16 protein-coding genes and 1 tRNA gene are annotated in these 15958 nt (G+C 72.3%); 8 read left to right on the forward strand and 9 right to left on the reverse strand.

The window, feature by feature from the left end:
- The first annotated feature begins 68 nt into the window (after nt 1-68).
- Genes LIV55_RS06265 through LIV55_RS06280 form a run of 4 tightly spaced genes read left to right on the forward strand, consistent with a single transcriptional unit; the run spans nt 69 to nt 5126 of the window.
- On the forward strand, nt 69-887 hold the full coding sequence (locus LIV55_RS06265; protein ID WP_229299653.1) for an ATP-binding cassette domain-containing protein: 819 nt from the start codon (nt 69-71) through the stop codon (nt 885-887).
- On the forward strand, nt 884-1921 hold the full coding sequence (locus LIV55_RS06270) for an ABC transporter permease (protein WP_229299654.1): 1038 nt from the start codon (nt 884-886) through the stop codon (nt 1919-1921). Before LIV55_RS06265 ends, LIV55_RS06270 begins: the two co-directional genes overlap by 4 nt.
- A gap of 26 nt (nt 1922-1947) precedes the next feature.
- On the forward strand, nt 1948-2943 hold the full coding sequence (locus LIV55_RS06275) for a substrate-binding domain-containing protein (protein WP_229299655.1): 996 nt from the start codon (nt 1948-1950) through the stop codon (nt 2941-2943).
- 11 nt (nt 2944-2954) lie between these two features.
- Nucleotides 2955-5126 (forward strand): N,N-dimethylformamidase beta subunit family domain-containing protein, encoded by a 2172-nt coding sequence (locus LIV55_RS06280; RefSeq protein ID WP_229299656.1) that lies wholly within the window; start codon nt 2955-2957, stop codon nt 5124-5126.
- A 75-nt stretch (nt 5127-5201) separates the two neighbouring features.
- Here the strand turns inward: LIV55_RS06280 and LIV55_RS06285 are convergent.
- Together LIV55_RS06285 and LIV55_RS06290 are read right to left on the reverse strand one after the other, a co-directional pair.
- Nucleotides 5202-5287 (reverse strand) — tRNA-Leu (locus tag LIV55_RS06285).
- Nucleotides 5288-5364: 77 nt separating this feature from the next.
- Nucleotides 5365-6033 carry a MerR family transcriptional regulator gene (locus tag LIV55_RS06290; RefSeq protein WP_229299657.1) on the reverse strand — a complete coding sequence of 223 codons (669 nt, stop codon included), beginning with the start codon at nt 6031-6033 and terminating at the stop codon, nt 5365-5367.
- 84 nt (nt 6034-6117) lie between these two features.
- Here LIV55_RS06290 and LIV55_RS06295 point away from each other — a divergent pair, with 84 nt between their 5' ends.
- Nucleotides 6118-6651, forward strand: coding sequence for a DUF4188 domain-containing protein (locus LIV55_RS06295; protein WP_229299658.1), 534 nt, complete (start codon nt 6118-6120; stop codon nt 6649-6651).
- A gap of 61 nt (nt 6652-6712) precedes the next feature.
- Here LIV55_RS06295 and LIV55_RS06300 read toward each other — a convergent pair whose 3' ends face one another.
- The 3 genes from LIV55_RS06300 to LIV55_RS06310 are packed head-to-tail and all read right to left on the reverse strand — an operon-like array spanning nt 6713 to nt 9095.
- Entirely contained in the window at nt 6713-7243 is a 531-nt protein-coding gene (locus LIV55_RS06300) for a DinB family protein (RefSeq protein WP_229299659.1), read from the reverse strand.
- Between the two features lie 59 nt (nt 7244-7302).
- Nucleotides 7303-7923 carry a response regulator gene (locus tag LIV55_RS06305; RefSeq protein ID WP_229299660.1) on the reverse strand — a complete coding sequence of 207 codons (621 nt, stop codon included), beginning with the start codon at nt 7921-7923 and terminating at the stop codon, nt 7303-7305.
- The gene (locus LIV55_RS06310) at nt 7920-9095 is read right to left on the reverse strand and encodes a sensor histidine kinase (protein WP_229299661.1); all 1176 of its coding nucleotides are present in this window, start codon (nt 9093-9095) and stop codon (nt 7920-7922) included. The genes LIV55_RS06305 and LIV55_RS06310 overlap by 4 nt, the downstream gene beginning before the upstream one ends.
- A 153-nt stretch (nt 9096-9248) precedes the next feature.
- Between LIV55_RS06310 and LIV55_RS06315 the strand changes: the two genes are divergently transcribed.
- Both LIV55_RS06315 and LIV55_RS06320 read left to right on the forward strand, forming a co-directional pair.
- On the forward strand, nt 9249-10331 hold the full coding sequence (locus LIV55_RS06315) for an FtsX-like permease family protein (RefSeq protein WP_229299662.1): 1083 nt from the start codon (nt 9249-9251) through the stop codon (nt 10329-10331).
- Nucleotides 10328-11020, forward strand: coding sequence for an ABC transporter ATP-binding protein (locus LIV55_RS06320; protein ID WP_229299663.1), 693 nt, complete (start codon nt 10328-10330; stop codon nt 11018-11020). Before LIV55_RS06315 ends, LIV55_RS06320 begins: the two co-directional genes overlap by 4 nt.
- 1 nt (nt 11021) lies before the next feature.
- On the opposite strand, the gene LIV55_RS06325 is transcribed toward LIV55_RS06320, so the two are convergent.
- Genes LIV55_RS06325 through LIV55_RS06335 form a run of 3 tightly spaced genes read right to left on the reverse strand, consistent with a single transcriptional unit; the run spans nt 11022 to nt 12576 of the window.
- Complete coding sequence (locus LIV55_RS06325; RefSeq protein WP_229299664.1) at nt 11022-11699, reverse strand: hypothetical protein; 678 nt, start codon at nt 11697-11699, stop codon at nt 11022-11024.
- A 7-nt stretch (nt 11700-11706) separates the two neighbouring features.
- Nucleotides 11707-12186, reverse strand: coding sequence for a DUF427 domain-containing protein (locus tag LIV55_RS06330; RefSeq protein ID WP_229299665.1), 480 nt, complete (start codon nt 12184-12186; stop codon nt 11707-11709).
- Between the two features lie 36 nt (nt 12187-12222).
- Nucleotides 12223-12576 (reverse strand): MarR family winged helix-turn-helix transcriptional regulator, encoded by a 354-nt coding sequence (locus tag LIV55_RS06335; RefSeq protein ID WP_123093204.1) that lies wholly within the window; start codon nt 12574-12576, stop codon nt 12223-12225.
- Nucleotides 12577-12723: 147 nt separating this feature from the next.
- Between LIV55_RS06335 and LIV55_RS06340 the strand changes: the two genes are divergently transcribed.
- Nucleotides 12724-14736 (forward strand): MMPL family transporter, encoded by a 2013-nt coding sequence (locus LIV55_RS06340; protein ID WP_229299666.1) that lies wholly within the window; start codon nt 12724-12726, stop codon nt 14734-14736.
- Between the two features lie 179 nt (nt 14737-14915).
- On the opposite strand, the gene LIV55_RS06345 is transcribed toward LIV55_RS06340, so the two are convergent.
- Nucleotides 14916-15815 carry a LysR family transcriptional regulator gene (locus LIV55_RS06345; protein ID WP_308012878.1) on the reverse strand — a complete coding sequence of 300 codons (900 nt, stop codon included), beginning with the start codon at nt 15813-15815 and terminating at the stop codon, nt 14916-14918.
- Nucleotides 15816-15958: the final 143 nt, after the last annotated feature.

Raw genomic sequence — 15958 nt, forward strand, 5'->3', positions numbered from 1 at the left:
CCCCGTCCCGTGCTGCCCATGAGACCGAGAGTCCCTGACCCCAGCGCTCAGGGAGGGGGCGACCTGCGATGAGCACCGCCACGACGAGCACCGAGTTCGCGCTCACCGCCCGAGGCGTCCACGTCTTCTACGGGCAGGTCCACGCCCTGCGGGGCGCAGCCTTCGACTGCCGGCCCGGCGAGGTCACCGCTCTCATCGGGGACAACGGCGCCGGCAAGTCCACCCTCGTCAAGGTGCTCTCCGGTGCTCTCGCCCCGGACGAGGGGTCGGTCGAGGTCGACGGTCGACCCTTCCTCGCCCGCACTCCCTCGGATGCTCAGGACGCCGGGATCGAGACGGTCTACCAGGACCTCTCCCTCGCGGCCGACCTCGGACCCGTCCAGAACATGTTCCTCGGACGGGAGATCCGCAGACCTGGGATCCTCGGTCGGCTCGGCTTCCTCGACGACAAGGCCATGGCTGCCTCCGCCGTCGAGGACTTCGCGAAGCTCGGGCTGCGGGTCGACCCGCGGCGAGGGTCCGTCCGCGAGATGTCAGGCGGCCAGCGCCAAGGGGTCGCCGTGGCGAAGGCCGTGAGCTGGGCCAAGCGCGTCGTCCTGCTCGACGAGCCGACCGCGGCACTGGGCGTCGTCCAGACCAAGGGCGTGCTCGACATGGTGCGTCGGGTCGCCGACCAGGGGCTGGCGGTAGTCCTCATCACCCACAACATGACAGACGTGCTCAGCGTCTCCGACCGTGTCGAGGTCCTTCGTCTCGGCCAGCGCGTCGCGAGCATCGAGCGGCGCGACGCCACCCTCGAACGACTGGTCGCCGAGATGACGGGCGGGACCGCCCCCGAGAGCGAACCCACGACCGACCTCAGCTCGGACCAGGAGGACCAGCGATGACCACCACGACGACCACTCAGACACCGGCCTCTGCCGACACCCTGACGGCGCCCCTCGGTCGCCGGATCACCCAGCACCCGCTCTTCGTCGTCACGACAGCACTCGTGCTCCTCTTCGTCGTCTTCACGGTCGTCAACGGCCCGACCTTCCTCAGCGAGGCCAACCTGCGCAACATGGCCCTGGCCGGCGCGATCATCCTCATCCTCGCCGTGGGGGTGACGATGGTCATCATCACCGCAGGCTTCGACCTCTCGGTGGGATCGGTCCTCGTGCTCTCAGGGGTCTTGTCGGTCATCGCGATGCGCGCGGTCGGGGACACCGGCTGGACGAGCGCGATCATCGGGCTGCTCGTCGCCGCGGCCAGCGGAGCTGTCCTCGGCGCGATCAACGGGGCACTTGTCTCCTACGCCGGGCTCAACCCCATCATCGTCACTCTCGGCACCCTGGGCGCCGCTCTCGGGCTCGCCCAGGTGGTTACCGGCGGGCCTGACCTCAACGACGTGCCGATGGTCATGGCCGACTTCGGCGTCGCACGCGTGCTCGGGGTGCCGTGGGTCGTGGTCGTCGCCGCCGTCATCGCGATCATCGCCGGGATGGCCATGCGCTATACCGCGTTCGGACGACACACCTACGCGATCGGCTCCAACTCCGAGGCCGCCACCCGCGCAGGCATCAAGGTCAAGGCGCATCTCGCAGCCATCTACATGATCTCTGGGCTGCTCGCGGGGCTGGCCGGCTGGCTGTCGCTGGCGGTCTACGGCACGACCAACATCAACGGCCACTCGCTCGACGCACTCAGCGCGGCGACGGCCGCCCTCCTGGGCGGGGCGAGCCTCTTCGGCGGGGTGGGCACGATCGGCGGCACCGTCCTCGGGAACGCCATCCCGGTCGTCCTGTCCGCCGGTCTGGTGATCGCCGGGCTCCAGTCCTTCTGGCAGCAGTTCGTCACCGGCGTCGTCCTCATCGGCGCCGTGTACCTCGACCGCGTCCGCCGCCTCGGCCTGGGCCGACGCTCTCCCCGCCGCACCCGATGACCCACCCTCGTACGAAAGGCACGACCATGAACGCTCGAAGCCGCCGGGCCCGCACCGCCCTCCTCCTTCCCACGATCCCCCTGACGATCGCCGCCTGCTCCAGCGGTGCGGCGAGCACCGAGGCGGGCACCGTCGAAGGGGCCACCGTCGCGATCGTCGGCCCCCTCTCCGGTGACCCGTACTACCAAGAGGTGGCCTGCGGGGCGCGGACGGCCGGGAAGAGGCTCGGGATGGACGTCGGGGAGCAGCAGGCGTCCCAGAACCAGAGCCAGGCCGCCCAGAACACCATCGTCCAGAACGTCCTGAGCAAGAGCCCACAAGCACTCATCTACACCCCGGCAGACCCGGTGGCCGGCGGTCTGCCGCTGCGAACCGCTCGAGATGACGGGACGACCGTCATCGACGTGGACGCGCAGCTCGAAGACGCCGACCTCTACGACTCTTTCGTGGCCTCGGACCACTACGAGGGCGCCAAGCAGATCACGAAGGAGCTGGCCGAGATGATCGGCGGCAAGGGCAAGGTGGCGGCCATCGGCTCGCTGCCGAGCAACCCGATCACCCAGGCCCGCATCAAGGGTTTTCAGGACGCCTTGAAGGACTACCCGGACATCGAGGTCGTCTCGACCTCCTACCCGGACCTGTCGCCCGCGGCCATCCAGTCCAACGCGTCGGCCACGCTCGTCAAGCACCCAGACCTCAAGGGCTTCTACACGACGAACTACCTCAACTCCTCTGGTGCTGCGGTCGCGCTGCGTAACGCCAACCAGGTCGGCAAGGTCAAGATGGTCAGCTGGGACACGGGCGTCGACAACGTCAAGCTCATGCGGGAGGGCGTCGTCCAGGCCACGGTGGCCCAGCAGCCCTTCAAGATGGGAGAGCTCGCCATCGAGCAGATCGCGAAGTCGATCAAGGGTGAGAAGGTCGACAAGACCGTCAACGCCCCCGTCTCGATCCTCACCAGCGACGAGGTCGACACCGCCAAGGGCAAGGAGCTCTGGTACCAGGGCTCGTGCGACGTCTGAGAAGGAGCGCGATGACCCTCGTCGGATACCTCGACCGGATGTCGGCCGCCGCCGGGTCCTCGGTCGACTGCATGATCAGCTCGACGATCGCCGACGTGGAGGTCGACGTCATCCGGCTCCTGCACGGCGACACGAACGCCGCCGGACCGGGACCGCAGGTCGCCGAGCTCGACCTCCCTGCTCAGCACGTCGTCGCGACGGAGCAGCAGACGTGGACCGGGTCCTGCGTCGTGGTCGACGGCCTGACGGGGGCCTCCGCGCTCTCCGGTGTCTCGTTCTCCGTGCTGCTCCAGCCCACCCTCGCCCACGGTGGTCGCCGGCAGGTGGTGATGAGCCTGCTCGACGTAGGCGACCCGGTCCTCGTCCTCGCCGTCGACGAGTCCGGGTCGCTCGTCGTGGAGACAAGGAGCTCAGCGGTGGGGATCGTCGTCGGCTGGCGTCGTGACACCTGGTACCGGGCAGAGGTGAGCACGAGCGACGAGGACGTCATCCTGCGTCTCGTGCGGGTCGTCACACGGCCGGACGGCGTCGAGCACGTCGTCGTGGGCGAAGGCCGCGGAGCGGGGCCGGGGCGCACGGCGTCCTACGACTCCGTCGTCATCGGTGCGCAGACCTGCACCCGGACCGGTCGCCGGTGGGCCCCCAGCCACTGCTTCAACGGGAGGGTCGAGAACCCCGTCCTTCGTTCAGCCGGCGGCACCATCGTCGGGGACTGGCGCTTCGAACGACAGCAGCAGTCCACGGTGGCGGAGGACGCGAGCGGCAACGACAACCATGGAGTGGTCGTCAACGCCCCCACCCGTGCCGTCACAGGGCACCGATGGGCGCGGCGAGTCGTCGACTCCACCCGTGCGCCCGAGCAGTACGCGGCCATCCACCTCCACGAGGACGACCTGGACGACGCGGGCTGGGACGTCGGGGCGACCGTCGAGCTGCCGCCGGATCTTGCCTCTGGCGTGTACGGCGTACGCCTGCGTGCGGGGGACGAGGAGGACGTCATCCCCTTCGCCGTCGTGCCGGGACCGGCATCGGTGCGTGCAAGAGTCGCCGTCCTCCTCCCAACCTTCACCTATGTTGCGTACGCGAACGAACGGATGGTCGACCGTCTCGACTTCGAGGGGGAGGCACTCACCGACCACCCGGTCACGCCGGGGCCGTACGACCTGCTCCTGCGAGATCACCCCGAGTGGGGCCTGAGTCACTACGACATCCATGCGGACGGGACCACCTGCGTCTTCTCGACCAGTCTCCGCCCGGTGCCGAACCTGCGAGCCGACTACCGCGCCTGGCTCCAGGACGCGCCCAGGCACCTCGGCGCCGACCTCTACCTCGTGCACTGGCTAAAGCACCTCGGTCAGGAGGTCGACATCATCACCGATCACGACCTCCACTCCTCCCCGCGCGACCTGCTCGACGCCTACGACGTGGTGATCACGGGTAGCCACCCGGAGTACGTCAGCGAGCAGATCCTCGACTCTCTGGAGAGTCACCTCGACGGCGGCGGATCCTTGATGTACCTCGGCGGCAACGGCTTCTACTGGGTGACCAGCCAGGACCCGCTTCGACCCCACCTGCTCGAGGTCCGCCGCGGCCCTGCAGGCACCCGACCCTCCGAGGGTGCCGCATGGGAAGGCGTCCACAGCACCACGGGCGAGCCCGGCGGACTGTGGCGCACCCGAGGCAGGTCGCCCAACCGCCTCACAGGGGTGGGGATGACCGCTCAGGGATGGGACGAGAAGGCGCCGGGCTACGCGCGGATGCCCGACAGCCACCTGCCCGAGGCTGCCTTCCTCTTCGACGGCATCGGTGAGGACGAGGTCATCGGAGACTTCGGGCTCATCATGAACGGTGCGTCCGGTGACGAGCTCGACCGCTTCGACATCAGTCGGGGCAGCCCGGAGGACACCCTGGTCGTCGCCCGCTCGACGGGCCACAGCGACTACTACCAGCTCGCCGGCGAGGACCTGCTGGCCACCCGGCCGGGCGTCGGCGGCGCCGAGTGCGAGGACGTGAGGTCTGACATGACGCTGCGGCGTCACGAGGGTGGCGGCTGGGTCTTCAGCGTCGGGTCCATCGCCTTCACAGGATCGATCTCGCACCAGGGCTACGACAACAACGTCGCGAAACTCCTGGGCAACGCGCTCGCTGAGTTCCTCAGGACGGATCCAGAGCGCACGACCTGATCGGGGCGCCGAGCGAGGGAAGACCCGGGCACGACGAAGGCCCCGGGACCATGTGGTCCCGGGGCCTTCGGCATGTGGTGCGAGAGGGGGGATTTGAACCCCCACGCCCATAAGGACACTGCCACCTGAAGACAGCGCGTCTGCCGTTCCGCCACTCTCGCGTGAGTGCGCCGACGACCGAAGTCGCAAGCGCGCCCATTGTGCCCTACCAGCGGCCCTTCGACCAAAGCGGTTGCGGCTACCCCGTCGGCGGCGGGCTGATCGCGCCGGCTCGCACGGCGACGTCCTGCTGGGCGAGGCGGCGAAGGGAGAGGAGCACCGGGTCGACGAGGACCGTGCCGAGGACGACCTGGCGGACTGCCCCGGCCGGGTCGGCGGGGACGCTCGAGACGTCGGTCTCGGCGACGCCGTGCATCGAGGTCGCGTACCGGCGCATGCGGTCAGCGTCGAGACCGATCCCCGCGTCCGAGCACGCCGACCACGCCTCGTCGAGCGCGGTGAGGGCGGGGTCGTCGGGGTAGATGTGCCAGCCGAGGTCGTCGACGAGCTCGCGGGCCGCGGAGCCGTCGCCCTTCGAGGCTCCTCGCTGCGCTCGTCGCACCTCAGGGACCTCGGGCTCGGGTTCCAGCTCCGGGTCGTACAACGACGCGGCGGCAGCGGCCATGACGTCGGTCGGGCCGACGCCCGGGGCCTCGATGACCTCGAGCACCCGGCGAACCGCGGCGATGGACAGACCGCCCACCCCGGTGAGCGCCCGGACGAGGCGCACGCGCTCGACATGGCTGTCGTCGTAGCTCGCCTGGGTGCGCGAGCGCACCTCGCCCGCGTGGAGCACCCCTTCGCGCAGGTAGTACTTCAGCGTCGGCACGCCGACGTCGGTCGCGCTCGCCAGCTCGGAGATCTTCACCGCCAGACCCTTTCCCTCTTGACATTGGATAGTACTAGTACCCAATACTGGATACCAGCACTATCCAACGACGGAGGAGCAGTCATGGCCGATCGCAGGACCCACGCCCACGACGGCGACGTCGTCGTCTTCCTCATCGGCATGCGACCGACGAAGTGGTGGCGCGTCGACAAGCTCGCCCCCGTCTTCGCCGCGATGCCCCGCATGCTCGCCGAGCTCGAGCGCAACAAGGCTCGCGCGGCGCAGGGCCTCGAGCCCCACCTCGGCTACCTCGGCTCGCGCACCGCCATCGGCCCCGGCGGACCCGTGGTCATCCAGTACTGGCGCAGCACCGACGAGCTCTACGCCTACGCGAGCAACCCCGACGCCGAGCACGTCCCGGCCTGGCGCGCCTTCAACCGCGCCGTCCGCAGCGCGCCCGGCGCGGTCGGCATCTGGCACGAGACCTACGCGGTGCCCGCGGCCGGCATCGAGACCATGTACGTCGACTCCGTGGTGGGTCTCGGTGCCGCCACCGGCACGGTCCCCGCCGGGCGTCGCGGCAACCGGGCCGCGGAGCGCCTCGGCACGACGACCCAGACCGATGCCGGGACGGACGCCGAGGTCGCCCCCGCCTGACCGGCCACCCCGGCCCCCCACCCGTCGGTCCGGCGGAGCCAGTCGACCGACCCCAGACCCCTCAGTACCCGAGACGCCCGTCGACGGCACCGCGCAGCATGTCCATGTGCCCGAGGTGCCGCGCGTACTCCTCGACGAGGTGCACGAGGATCCACCGCACGTTGACCGGCTTGCCGTGGCGCAACCCCTTCGCCATCTCCTCCGCCGACCCGACCCCGGCGAGATGCCGGCGGGCCTGCGCGACCTCGTCCTCGAAGCGCTCGAGATCGGCGGGCGCGCTCTGCGGCGTCCCGAGCTCGAAGTCTCCCTCCGGCGCCTCGCGGTGGCTGTAGATGTCGGGGCTGTCCTCGCCGAGCAGCACGTCGGTGAGCCAGTAGCGCTCGACCTCGATAAGGTGCCGCACGACGCCGAGCAGGCTGAGGGTCGACCCGGGCACCGGCTGGCGGCACAGCTCCTCGCCGGTGAGCCCGGCGACCTTGAGCGGCACGGTCGCGCGGTACATCTCGAGCCACTCGAGCAGCCCCGGCAGCTCGTCGGCGGTCATGTCCAGGTCGGGTCGCTCGTCGGCGACCTCGGGTGCGGTCCACGTCATGGGCGCCACCCCACCACGTCGCGCGACCGCCGGGCCACCGACTTACCGGGCGAAGGGGGTCAGCGCAGGATCCCGAGCGAGCGGGCGGCCGAGACGGCCGCGGTCCTCGAGGTCACGCCGAGCTTGGAGTACACGTGCACGAGGTGCGACTTCACCGTCGCGTCGGTGATGTGGAGGCGCCCGGCGATCTCGCCGTTCGACGCGCCCTCGGCGACGAGGGCGAGCACCTCGATCTCGCGCGCCGACAGGCTCACCCGGGGCGCGCGCATCCGCGCCATGAGCCGGCTGGCCACCGCCGGCGCGAGCGCGCTCTCCCCCGCCGCGGCGGCCCGGACCCCGGCGAGCAGCTCGTGCGGCGGCGCGTCCTTGAGCAGATAGCCGCTGGCCCCCGCCTCGACCGCACCGAGGATGTCGCCGTCGCTGTCGTAGTTCGTCAGCACGAGGACGTACGGCGGGGCCTCGAGGGCGCGGATGCGACGGGTCGCGTCCGCCCCCGAGAGCTCCTGGCCGAACTGCAGGTCCATGAGCACGAGGTCGGGCACGAGCGAGCCGGCGAGGTCGACCGCCGCACCCGGGGTCTCGGCCTCGCCGACCACCTCGACGTCCTCGGCGGTGCTCAGCAGGGCCCGTAGCCCGGCCCGCACGACGGGGTGGTCGTCGGCGATGACCACGCGGATCACGGCGCCGCCTCCAGGGTCACGGTGAGCGTCGTCCCCTCGCCCGGGGCGCTGTCGACGACGAGGTCGCCGCCGAGCTGCTCGACCCGCTCGGCGATGGCCCGCAGCCCGAAGGAGTCGCTGGCGCCTCCCCCTTCGCGCACCACCCCGGGGTCGAAGCCGACCCCGTCGTCGGCGATCACCAGCCGCGCGCCCCCGCCGAGATCGGTGAGCGCCACCCGCACCTCGCTCGCCCCGGCGTGCTGCGCGACGTTGGCCAGCGCACCCTGCGCGACCCGGAGCAGCGCCGTCTGGACGTCCATGCTCAGCGCGGGGTCGCCCGGCGGCACGATCACGTGCACGCGCATCCCGTCGCGCTCCCACCGCTCGCCGAGCCGCACGAGCGCCGGCCCGAGACCGGCGTCGAGCGCCGGCGGGGCGAGCTCGCGGATGAAGCGCCGGGTGTCGGCCAGGCCCTCCGCGGCGGTGGACCGGGCCAGGCGGATGTGCTCGAGCCCCGGCCGCTCCCCGTCCGCCGCCTCGGCGGCGTGCAGCAGCATCTGGATGCTCGACAGGCCCTGGGCGACGGTGTCGTGGATCTCGCGGGCGAGACGCGACCGCTCGGCGAGCACCCCCTGCTCGCGCTGCGTCGCCGCGAGCCGGTCACGGGTCGCGACGAGCTCGGCGAGCAGCGCCTCGCGCTCGACCGCCTCGCGCGCGAGCGCCCGGTAGCCCAGCCCGATGAGCAGGGCGACCCCTGCGCCGACGAGCGGGCCGACCACCCCGCCGACGGTGAAGCCGCCGTGCAGCCCGAGCGCGACGACCGCCACCCCGGTCGCGAGCACGACGGCGACCGGACCGGCTGCGCCCGGCAGCACGTGGAGGTAGAGGAAGAAGATCGGGAAGACGAGGTAGGCGGCCTCGGGCACGAGCCACAGCAGCGCGACCCAGACGAGCGTCAGCGCCCCCACCCACAGCGCCGACGCCGCGGCCCGTCGCGTCCCGGTCGTCGCGGCGAGCCGCGCCCCGAGCACGTAGACGAGCGCGAAGAGCGCGGCGAGCACGAGCGCGACCCACGTCGTGCCGTCGTGCCGCGCGAGCACCTGCACGACGACGAGCGCCAGCAGCGCCGCGAGCAGCACGTGCAGCCCGGTGCGCAGCCCGACGAAGACGGGGGTGAGAGAGCTGTGCCGCATGACGACCTCAGCCTACGAAGGCCGAGCCCCTCCCGGATCAACCGAAAGGTGGATCGCGAGACCAGTCCTCACGGCGATGGATCGCGCCGTCGTCCTCGCGAGGCTGGAGAGGACACCGGGGAGACCCCCCGCCCCACCCAGACAGGAGATCTCGTGTTCGTCGCCTGGCGCGACCTGCGCTTCGCCCGCGGTCGCTTCGCCCTCATCAGCGCGGTCGTCGCGCTCATCACCGTGCTCGTCGGATTCCTCGCCGGGCTCACCGGTGGCCTCGCGTCGCAGAACGTCTCGGCGGTCCTCGGGCTGCCCGGCGACCGGCTCGTCCTCGCGCAGCCCGCGAGCGGGCAGCCCTCCTTCGCCGAGTCCTCGATCGACGCCGGCACCGCCGAGGCCTGGCGCCGCGCCCCGGGCGTCACCGACGTCGTGCGCATCGGCGTCACCCAGGGCCGGGCGACCGGCAGCCCGGCCGCGGGCCCGGTCGCCGTCGCCCTCCTCGGCATCCCGCACGACGCACCGACGTCGGCGACGACCGACCTCGCGCCGCCCGCCGAGGACGAGGTGGGCCTGTCGCAGGGTGCGGCCGAGGCCCTCTCGGTGGCGAAGGGGGATGACGTCACCCTCGCCGGGCGGGCCTACCGGGTCGCCCTCGTCGGCGGCGACAGCTGGTACAGCCACACCCCCGTCGTCGCGCTGACCCCCGACGCGTGGTCGGCCGCCGACCGCGCCCTCGGCGGCTCGGGCGAGTCGACGCTCCTCGCCGTGACCGGCTCGCCGGACTGGGACGCCGCGGCCGCCGTCACCGGCACCTCGGCGGCCACGCCGCTGCGCAGCCTCACCGCGCTCGAGACCTTCCGCTCCGAGGTCGGCTCGCTCGGGCTGATGATCGCCATGCTCTTCGGCGTCTCGGCCCTCGTCGTCGGCGCCTTCTTCACCGTCTGGACGATGCAGCGCGCCGGCGACGTCGCCGTGCTCAAGGCCCTCGGCGCGTCGACCGCCTCGCTCGTGCGCGACGCCCTCGGCCAGGCCCTCGTCGTGCTCGCCCTCGGCATCGGCGTCGGCACGGCCCTCGTCGTCGGGCTCGGGCTGCTCGCCGGCGGCACCCTGCCCTTCCTCCTCAGCCCGCTGACGACCGCCCTGCCGGCCGCCGCGCTCACCGCGCTCGGTCTCGCCGGGGCCGCGGTCGCCCTTCGCTCCATCACCTCCGCCGACCCCCTCACCGCCCTCGGGAGCGCCCGATGATCACCCTCGACGACGTCGCTCTCACCTTCCCCGACGGCGACGCCCGCGTCACCGCGGTCGACCACGTCACCCTCGTCGCGCCGGACGGCGCCGTCACCGGCATCACCGGTCCGTCCGGCTCGGGCAAGTCCTCGCTGCTCGCCGTCGCCGGCACGCTCATCCGGCCCGACTCCGGACGCGTGCTCGTCGACGACGTCGACACCGCCGCGCTCACCCCGCGCGAGGCGACCGCGCTGCGCCGCGAGCGCATCGGCATCGTCTTCCAGCAGTCGAACCTCCTGCCCTCGCTCACCGCGCGAGACCAGCTGCTCGTCATGGCCGAGCTCGGCGGTGACGGCCGCCGACGCCGGGCCGCCGTCCGCGAGCGCGCCGACGAGCTGCTCGACGAGGTCGGTCTCGCCGGGCAGCAGCACAAGCGGCCCGCCCAGCTCTCCGGCGGTCAGCGCCAGCGCGTCGCCATCGCGCGGGCCCTCGTCGCCGACCCCTCGGTGCTCCTCGTCGACGAGCCGACGAGCGCGCTGGACCAGGAGCGCGGCGCCGAGATCATGGAGCTCGTCGCCCGCCTCACCCACGAGCGCGGCACGGCGACCCTGCTCGTCACCCACGACCTCGTCCACCGCGACGCGCTCGACGCCCTCGTCACCGTCGTCGACGGCCGGGTCGTCGAGCCGGCTCTCAGCCCGGGGTGAGTCAGCCCGCCGGGACGAAGGGGGCGGCGAGGGCGACCACCGCGGCGGCCACCTCGTCGGGGGCGTGGAGGTGGTGGAGGTGCGCGCCCTCGAGGACGCGTACGGGCCAGTCCCACGACCGAGCGGCCTCGATCTCCTCGGTGTAGGTCTGCCCGAAGGCGAGGAACGCCGACGGCCGCGTCGCCCACCCCTTCGGCGCCTCGAAGGTCTCGTCGACGTACGCGACGGGCAGCCTCGGGCAAGCGGCGTCGAGCTCGGCGAGACGGTCGGCGGGCACGACGTCGTCGAGTGCGCCGGAGGGCCACCAGTGGGTCCACGGCGGCAGCAGCCCGTCGGCGTCCGCGAGCGCGGTGAGCATGTCGCGCAGCGCCGGCGGGGCGAGCGCGTACCGGCCCTCGGCCGGCGGCAGCGCGGCGTCCATCGCGACGAGGGGCACGTCGAGGCCGGTGGTCTCGCGCACGAGCGGGGCGAGGTAGCCGGCGTTGCTGTGGGCGACGAGCACGTCGCTCAGGCCGACCTCGCCGGCCCAGCGCTCGACGAGGTCACCCGCGCCCTCCCCTTCGCCGAGGTCCGCGGCGGCCACCCGGGCCGACCACCCCGTGCGCGTCAAGGCATCAGCGAGCTCGGCGTAGGCGAGCGCCGGGAGCAGCGGGCTCGGCAGGACGAGAGCCCTCACCACCCGGCCATCACCACCCGCGAGTCCCCGGTCCGCCCTTGAAGGGGCCGGTGATCCACGAGGTCACCCACCCGCCGTAGAAGTCGCCCTCCTGCGCGACGACGACCTCGCCGTCGACCCGGCACTCGTCCATGAGCCCCGGCATGAGGGAGACGTGACCCCGCAGGTCGGCGAAGGCGGGCGTCGGGTCGGGGTAGGTCCACACCGCGCGGGAGATGACCCGGTCGCCGACGACGACGTCGAAGTAGCTCGCGACGCCCTTGAACTCGCAGATCGTGCGCCCGCCGTCGACCGGTCGCAGCAGCGAGGTGTCGACGTCGGCGAGCGGCAGGTAGTACGTCGGCGGGTGGCTCGTCTCGAGAACCCGCAGCGCGGAGGTCGTGCGGGCCAGACGCTGCCCGGCGACGTCGACCTCGACGAGGCCGTCGAAGGGGACGAGCGCGGGCGGGCGCGGGTAGTCCCAGACCGACTCGACGGGGTGCTCGCTCATCTGGCGATCGTCGCACCGCGGGGGCGGCCGGAGGGCTCAGAGCAGGCGGCGGATGGCCTGGGTCGCGCCGTCGAGGTAGCGCTGGACGGCGGCCCGGTCGGCGTCGGTCATCGCGTCGTCGAGGGCCTGGAGCGGGCCGAGCATCGGCAGCAGGTGGCCGAGCATCTCGGTGCGACCGGCGTCGGAGATCTCGACGAGCGTGCGCCGCCCGTCCTCCGGGTGCGGGGTGCGCACGGCGTAGCCACGGGCGACGAGCCGGTCGACGATGCCCGAGGCGGCCGCCGAGCTCACGGAGAGGGCGCGCGCGATCTCCGCCGGTCCGTGCGGTGCGTCGCTCAGCAGGTCGAGAACCGCCATCTCGTTGTGGGAGAAGCCGGCACGACGCGCCATCGCCCCCGGCACGCCTGCCGCGACCTGGACGAGGGTGCGCAGGGAGCGGGCTGGACTAGAAGTGGACGGACCACCTCGCCCCGTCGTACCTTCGTTCACGATATAACTCACTTAGTTAGCAATCTTCTTCGACACCAGGAGTCTACGGTGCGTCATCGCGTCGCCGCCCTCATCACGGGCAAGCGGTCCGCCTGGGCCGTCATCGTCCTCGGCCTTGTGCTCATCGGCGTCGTCATGTCGCTCGGCGCCGGCACCCGTCAGGCCACCCCCACCGACTCGCTGCCCCGGGGCTACGACTCGACGGCCGCGGCCGAGCTGCGCGAGCAGCTGCCCCAGCAGGACGGCACCCAGGCGCTCGTCCTCTTCACCGCCGACGAGGGCACGATCGACAAGGCCGAGCTGCCCGAGCTCGCGAAGGCCGCCGGCCTCGGCGAGGACGCGACGGTCGTCCCCAGCGAGGACGGCACCGCGGCCATCACCTTCGTGCCGATCGAGACGACGGACAGCCCGAAGATCCGCGACGCGGTGCGCGACCTGCGCGCCGACCTCGGCGAGCGCACACCGGACGGCATCACCGCCGAGGTGACGGGACCCGCGGGCATCACCGCTGACCTCGCCGCGGTCTTCGACGGGGCCGACACCCGCCTGCTGCTCTCGACCGCCTCGATCGTCGCCGTCCTGCTCATCCTCACCTACCGCAGCCCTGTCCTGTGGATCATCCCGCTGACCGTCATCGGCGTCGGCGACCGCACCGCGACGGTCGCCGCGACCCAGGTCCTCGAGCGTCTCGGGATGACGTGGGACGACTCGACGACCGGCATCCTCTCGGTCCTCGTCTTCGGCGCGGGGACGAACTACGCCCTGCTCCTCATGTCGCGCTACCGCGACGCGCTGCGGGTGACCGAGGACCGGCGCGAGGCGCTCACCGAGGCCCTCGCGAAGACCTTCGAGCCCGTCCTCGCGAGCGCGACGACGGTCGTCGTCGGCGTGCTCTGCCTCCTGCTCTCGCTCACCCCGGGTACCCGCGGCCTGGGTCTGGCGAGCGCGATCGGCATCGTCATCGCCGTCCTGTCGGCGCTCGTCATGCTGCCCGCAGTGCTCTCGCTCTTCGGGCGCTGGGTCTTCTGGCCGAAGGTCCCCCACGCCGGCGAGACGACCCTCAGCGACGGCCGCTCGCTGTGGCGTCGCATCGGCGACGCGGTCGCCCGCCGACCCTCCGTCTTCGTCGGCGGTGCCGTCGTGCTCCTCGCGGTGATGTCGGCCGGCGTCTTCTCGGTGCGCCTCGGCCTGCCGCAGTCCGAGCAGTTCCTCGACAAGCCCGAGGCGATCGTCGCCGCCGAGCGCCTCGCCGAGTCCTTCCCCGCCGGCTCCTCCGACCCCGCGGTCATCGTCACAAAGGCCGACCCGAAGGAGGTCACGAGGGTCGCCGAAGGGGTGGACGGCATCGAGTCGGTCCGCCCCGGGGCCTCGGGTGACGGGGTGAGCGAGCTCCAGGCGGTGCTGCCCGGTCAGCCCGACAGCCAGGAGGCCGAGGACGCGGTCGTCGCGCTGCGTGCGGCCATCGCGGACGCCGATCTCACCGACACCTATGTCGGCGGGACGACCGCCGAGGCGGTCGACGTCGGCGACGGAGCCCAGCGTGACCGGCTGCTCATCCTGCCGCTCATCCTCGGGCTCGTCCTCGTCGCGCTCATCGCCCTGCTGCGCAGCCTCGTCGCGCCGCTCGTTCTCATCGCGACGGTCATGGCGACGAACTTCGCGGCGATCGGCGTCTCGTGGTGGATCTTCACGAAGGTCTTCGGCTTCAGCGCCCTCGACCAGATCACCGTGCTCTACGCCTTCCTCTTCCTCGTGGCGCTCGGCGTCGACTACAACATCTTCCTCGTCACCCGGGCGAAGGAGGAGACCCGCGAGCACGGGACCCGCGAGGGGATGCTGCGTGCGCTGGCCGCCACCGGTGGGGTCATCACCAGCGCGGGCATCCTGCTCGCCGCGGTCTTCGCCGTCCTCGGCGTCCTGCCGCTCGTCGTCCTCGCGCAGATCGGCGTCATCATCTGCATCGGCGTGCTGCTCGACACCCTGCTCGTGCGCACCGTCGTCGTCCCGGCGATCACCCTCCTGCTCGGCGACCGCTTCTGGTGGCCGCGCAAGGTGAGCTGACCCGGCTCGCCCCGGCTCCCCCCTTCGCCCTCCTCGCTCCCCCTTCGCCGAGCCCCGCTCGTGGTCCGCGAACCCCGCTCCTCGCCGCCCCGCGACGACCGGCCCTCACGGACCACGAGCGGGGCTCAGCGCATCGGAGGGGGCGGCGAAGGGGTGCCGGAGAGCGGGGCGAAGGGGGGTCAGTCCGGCTGGTAGCCCTGGGCCATGTCGAGCAGGACCTCGTGGAAGGCGATCTCGGCGGGGGCTCGGACGCGGTCGTGCCGGTGGGCGACGACGATCCGGCGCGGCGGGGCGGAGTCGCCGAGCGAGACGATGCGCACCCCGGGGTGCTTGTTCGTCAGCGCGGTGCGCGGGGCGAGCGCGACCCCGAAGCCGACGCTGACCATCGCCTGCGCCTCCTGGTAGTCGTTGGCCTCGAAGGAGATCCGCGGCTCGAAGCCCGCGGCCGCGGCGCTGCGGTGGAGCACCTCGACGACCGGGTGCTGCTCGGAGCGGATGATCCAGCCCTCGTCGGCGAGATCGCGCATGTGCACGGAGCGCTCCCCGGCGAGCGGGTGGTCCGCCGCGACGACGAGCACCGTCGGGTCTTCGAAGAGCGTCGTCAGCGCGACCTGGCTCGGGTCGATCCGACGCCACTCGTAGTCCCACAGCAGCGAGAGCCCGACCTCGCCCTCCTCGAGCTTGTCGATGAGGCCCTGCTCGCGGTCGCTGTGGATGTGCAGCCGGATCGAGGGGTAGAGCTGGCGGAAGCGCTGCACCGCGAGCGGGACGAAGGACGAGCCCACGGTCGCGAAGGTGCCGATCGACAGCTGACCCCGGCGCAGACCGGCGATCTCGGCGAGATCGGCCTCGGCGGCGGTGAGCTGGCGCACGACCTTGCGGGCGTGCCCGGCGAGCACCTGACCGGCCTCGGTCGGCACCATGCCGCGCGCGTGCCGGGTGAGCAGGGGCTGCCCGACCTCGCGCTCGAGCCGCCGCAGCTGCTGCGAGACGGCCGACGGCGAGTACTGCAGCCGGGCGGCCGCCGCGGTGACCGAGCCCCCCTCGATGACGTGCAGGAGGACCTGCAGACGACTCACGTCGAGCACGACGACCTCCGATCCTGAAGCATCGCTTCAGCCTCCTTCACATCCGATATCCGGGGCTTCAGCGTAGCCGCGTCCCGCGCGGTACCGGGGCGCGGCCGTGCGGACTGCCGGGCCGGTCACCCCCTTCGTCGACC

The sequence above is a fragment of the Janibacter melonis genome, from assembly GCF_020567375.1.
Lineage (GTDB): Bacteria > Actinomycetota > Actinomycetes > Actinomycetales > Dermatophilaceae > Marihabitans > Marihabitans melonis.